Annotated in this window: 6 protein-coding genes; all 6 read right to left on the bottom strand. The window is 69.0% G+C overall.

Annotation, left to right across the window (positions count from 1 at the left end; all coding sequences use genetic code 11):
- On the bottom strand, positions 1–607 hold a 607-nt coding region (locus DBR23_RS08715), incomplete at its 3' end, for a TonB-dependent receptor plug domain-containing protein (RefSeq protein ID WP_158276441.1).
- 315 nt (positions 608–922) lie between these two features.
- Positions 923–1,384 (bottom strand): hypothetical protein, encoded by a 462-nt coding sequence (locus tag DBR23_RS08710; RefSeq protein ID WP_233250348.1) that lies wholly within the window; start codon positions 1,382–1,384, stop codon positions 923–925.
- A gap of 55 nt (positions 1,385–1,439) precedes the next feature.
- The gene (locus DBR23_RS08705) at positions 1,440–2,069 is read right to left on the bottom strand and encodes a DUF3299 domain-containing protein (RefSeq protein ID WP_108497977.1); all 630 of its coding nucleotides are present in this window, start codon (positions 2,067–2,069) and stop codon (positions 1,440–1,442) included.
- 41 nt (positions 2,070–2,110) lie between these two features.
- Positions 2,111–2,362: a hypothetical protein gene (locus DBR23_RS08700; RefSeq protein ID WP_108497976.1), complete on the bottom strand. Its 252-nt coding sequence runs from the start codon at positions 2,360–2,362 to the stop codon at positions 2,111–2,113.
- A 66-nt stretch (positions 2,363–2,428) separates the two neighbouring features.
- Positions 2,429–3,661 carry an FtsX-like permease family protein gene (locus DBR23_RS08695; RefSeq protein WP_108497975.1) on the bottom strand — a complete coding sequence of 411 codons (1,233 nt, stop codon included), beginning with the start codon at positions 3,659–3,661 and terminating at the stop codon, positions 2,429–2,431.
- Positions 3,658–3,943 (bottom strand): ATP-binding cassette domain-containing protein (locus DBR23_RS30410; RefSeq protein ID WP_233250347.1); only part of this gene is annotated, 286 nt, incomplete at its 5' end. The genes DBR23_RS08695 and DBR23_RS30410, both read right to left, overlap by 4 nt.

Here is a 3,943-nt window from a genome sequence, read left to right as displayed (position 1 = left end):
CCCCCGAGTTGGCGCGCAGCTCGGCACTGCCTTCGTAACCCTTTTGCGGGATGGCGGTGGGCACCTTGCCGTCCAGCACGTTGACCACGCCACCCACGGCGCCGTTGCCATAAACCAGGGCCGAGGGGCCACGCAGCACCTCGATCTGCGTGGCCAGCAGCGGCTCGGACACCACGGCGTGGTCGGGGCTGATGGTGGAGGCGTCGTGCAGCTCGGCGCCGTCGCTCAGCACCTTGACGCGCGGGCCGTCCATGCCGCGGATGATGGGCCGGCTGGCGCCCGCACCAAAGTGGCTGCTGGTGATGCCGGGCTCGCTGTTCAGCGTTTCGCCCAGCGTGGCCTCGCGGCGGCGCACCAGTTCATCCCCTTCCAGCACGGTGGCGGGGGTGGTCATGTCGCTGGCGCCCAGTTGCAGGCCGCTGGCCGACACGGTGACTGCGGGCAGACTGGGTGCAGCGTCAGCCGCCGCAGCGGGCGCGGGTGCAGTCTGCGCCTGGGTGGCAACGCTGGTGCCAGACAGCGCCAGCAGGGTCGCCAGGGCCACAGGGTGGAGCGCCGGGTGTGCACGGCGGGAAGCAAAGCGGTGAGTAGAAAAGGTGTGGGTCATGGTGGTGGCCTGCAACAAGGCATGCGCGGCGCTGGCGGTGCCAACGCGCCTGCGCATGCCGACCCGCGCCCGGGGCGCGGGTTGATGAATAAAAACCGCTGCAAGCGCTAGTGAAATATGCGCTAGCAGCTATGAAAACAGGAGTAATGATGGGCGGCGCGCCGTGGTACGGCCGCTGGCAGCCGCCAAATCGGCCTGCATACGGCGGCTTGCATACCGCGCCCTGCGCCAGCAGGCACAACACCGCCGCGTTGCCCTGCAAGGCACACAGCGGGGACGCCGGCTGAGAAGGTGGGGCTGGAGGTGCGCTGCGCGTCAGGCGACCGGTGGGCCGCGCGCATGGAACAGCGCAATGTGGGGTGTGCTCGCCCGCCCTGCCGCATGCACGGCCGGCGGCAGCGGCGCATCGGCCGCAGGCAGCGCCAGCGGGGCGGCATGCAGTGCGTCGCCCAGCGCCAGCTGGTCGAGCAACAGGCAGTCCACTGGCGCGTGGTGGGCCAGCAGATAGGGGAGCCACAGACCGTGGCCGGGTGTGGCAGCGGGCCGCGCAGTGGGGGCCGGGTCCCACGCCGGCTGCCCGGGCAACGAAGAGGGCGCGGCCAGCAGCCCGGCATGCGCCTGGTCCAGCGCGCCGCCGTGCACCACCTGGTGCAGCCGACCCAGCGTGGACACCACCACCAATGCCAGCAGCAGCCACGCCAACGCCACGCGCCGCACCGCTGCGCCGCGCAGGGCGGCGGACGGCAGGTGCAAAGGGCGAAGGAAGGCGCGGGTCACGTCAGGCAAAAAGGGAAAGGATTGCGGCAGAGGCTGCAGCGGCCAAAGCCGGGGATTATTTCACCGGCACCGCGTCCACCACGCGGTAGTACAGGCCATATTGATCATTGGGGAGCACGGTGAACTTGCCTTCCACCACCACGGGCTCCAGCGAATAGCGCACGGGTGTCTTGGCCTTGACCTCGACCATGCTCTCGGGCCCGCCCGGTGTGCAGAACGAGCAGGTCAGCGGCACGGAGGTGAGGATGAAGTGCGTCTGCGTCGGCTTGGCGTCCAGCGGCACCATGAAGCCCTGAATGCGCTGCGTGGTCTTGTCCATGCCCTTCTGGGCGTCGTTGAACACGGGCAGGATGCCGTCCTTGGTGGTCTTTTTGCTCAGGTCGGTCAGCACCGACCAGGGCACCACGTCGTTGCGCTGGGGCAGCGGGGCAATCGGGCTGTTGGGGCTGTGGTAGCCCGCACCCGACCCCGATGGCACGACAGTGCCAGCGCCCGCAGGCAGGGGCGACGACAGCACTGGCGCTGCGGCCGCGCCTTCCTTGGCGCGCTCAAAAGCGCCCGGCGCGGGCTTGGTGGCGCCACCTTGCTGCGCGTGCGCACCGCTTGCCAGAACCAGCGTGGCGGCCAGACAAGCCACGCGAGCCATCAGGCCGGGGATGGGCAAGGGTTTCAAGGTGCAGGACATGGCGGGGACTCCGGGCGAACAAGTAACAAAAAAACAGGCGCTCAGTGTGCGTGTTTCATCCCGCAGTATTTTCCAATGGCCAGGTTCTTGCACGCCGCCTGCAGGTCTTTCTGGCACTGGTCGTGGCCCTTGCCGGACTCCAGGCACTTGGCGGCGGCCTCGTGGGCGGCAGCCATGGCACGGTGGCGGGAGACGTCTTCCTGGGTGTCCTTGTCGTTGTGGGCTTGCGCGTGGGCCAGGGCACCGGCGAGCAGCATGGGCGCCAGGGCGAGAGCAGCGAAAAGTTTTTTCATGGAAAGACTTTCAGGTTGAGTGGCTAGAGGGTTTATGGAGGTCAGAACTCGGGGGCTGCATCAGGGCTAGCTCAACAAGTCGGCCACATCGGTGCGGTAGGCCTGCATGGCTGGCAGCAGCGCCGCCAAGGCCGCCACGCCTGCGGCCAGCAGCGGCACCCCGGCTTCGGCGGGCAACCAGATCCAGCCCGTCACCGGCAGCAAGCCCTGCGCCTGTAACGCCCAGCCCAGGGCCTGCGCCAGGCCGTGGCCCAGCAGCAGCCCCAGAATGGACGCGAGCGCGGCCAGCCACAGCGCCTCCCACAGCACCAGCCCAGCCACACGGCCCGGCGGCGCGCCCAGCATGCGCAGCATGGCCAGGTCGGCGCGGCGCTCGCGCACGGCATTCCACAGCGCGATGAACACGCTGAGCGCGGCCACGGCCAGCAGCACGCCGCCAAAGGCGCGCAGCACATCGGCACCCACGCCCAGCAGGCGCAGCAGGCGCGTGACCTCGATGGCGGGCGCCGCCGCCTGCATCGAGGTGCCGCCGTTGATCAGGCGTGGCAGCGTGATGGCCGCCATGGGCGTGCGGTAGCGCACCAGGGCCACGGTCACCTCACGCTCTTCCTTCATGACTTCCAGGTCTTCGGCATCGTTGGCCGTGGCGGTCTCGTGCACCATCCAGACGGATTCGGTGCTGGTCAGGATCAATCGGTCCAGCACACAGCCGCAGGGCGCCAGCACGCCGCTCACACGGTAGGGGTGGTTGCCATGGGCGTGCCCTCCTCCACCCAGGCCGTGGCTGCCAATGAAGGTGGCCCCCACCAGCGGCGCGCCTTGATGGCTGGCTTTGACAATGCCCCGCGCCACGCTGGCGCCCAGCACCGCGTCCATGGGCTGCTGCCATAGCGCGCCTTCGGCCAACTGGGCCTCATAGTGCGCCACGTAGTCGGGCGTGGTGCCCACGATGCGAAAGCCCTGGTAGCTGTCGCCCAGGCTCAGCGGGATGACCTGCGCCACCAGCGGGTTCTTCTGCAGCGCCTGCACCTCTTGCAGCGGGATGTTGCCCGTGGGCACGTCGATGTGGAACACGCCCGCCAGGATCAGCTGCAACGGGCTGCCCTTGGCGCCCACCACCAGGTCGATGCCACCCAGGTCGCGCTCAAACGCCTTGTCGAGCTGTGTGGCCACCAGCAGCACCAAAGTGATGGCGGCCAGGCCCAGCGTGAGCACCAGCAGGTTGAGCACGGCGGCCAGCGGGCGGGACCACAGGTAGCGCCAGGACAGGCGGGCGAGTTTGAATACTCCTGAATTCATAGCTTCTCAGGCATATTCAACCGGCGCTCCGTGCCGATTTCATTCAAATTGAGGGTCTGGACACCCGCCAGGGCGGACACCACACGCTGGTCATGCGTGGCAATCACCAGGCTGGCATCGCAGGCCGCAGCGCTGTGCTGCAGCAGGGCCAGCGCATCGGCCGCCGCCTCGTCGTCCAGGCTGGCCGTGGGCTCGTCAGCCAGCAGCACCTGCGGCGCCAGCAGCACGGCCCGCGCCAGCGCCACGCGCTGCGCCTGCCCGCCGGAGAGCTGATGCGGCTTG

Origin of the sequence: Acidovorax sp. HMWF018 (assembly GCF_003061035.1) — a bacterium.
GTDB lineage: Bacteria > Pseudomonadota > Gammaproteobacteria > Burkholderiales > Burkholderiaceae_C > Acidovorax > Acidovorax delafieldii.
The sequence above is the reverse complement of the archived record's forward strand: the minus strand, read 5'-3'. Positions and strand labels throughout refer to the sequence as shown.

Bases quoted from the DNA above. Each gene is read 5' to 3' on its own strand.
- DBR23_RS08705 (WP_108497977.1), bottom strand. From the start codon at position 2,069: ATGTCCTGCACCTTGAAACCCTTGCCCATCCCCGGCCTGATGGCTCGC.
- DBR23_RS08700 (WP_108497976.1), bottom strand. From the start codon at position 2,362: ATGAAAAAACTTTTCGCTGCTCTCGCCCTGGCGCCCATGCTGCTCGCC.
- DBR23_RS08695 (WP_108497975.1), bottom strand. From the start codon at position 3,661: ATGAATTCAGGAGTATTCAAACTCGCCCGCCTGTCCTGGCGCTACCTG.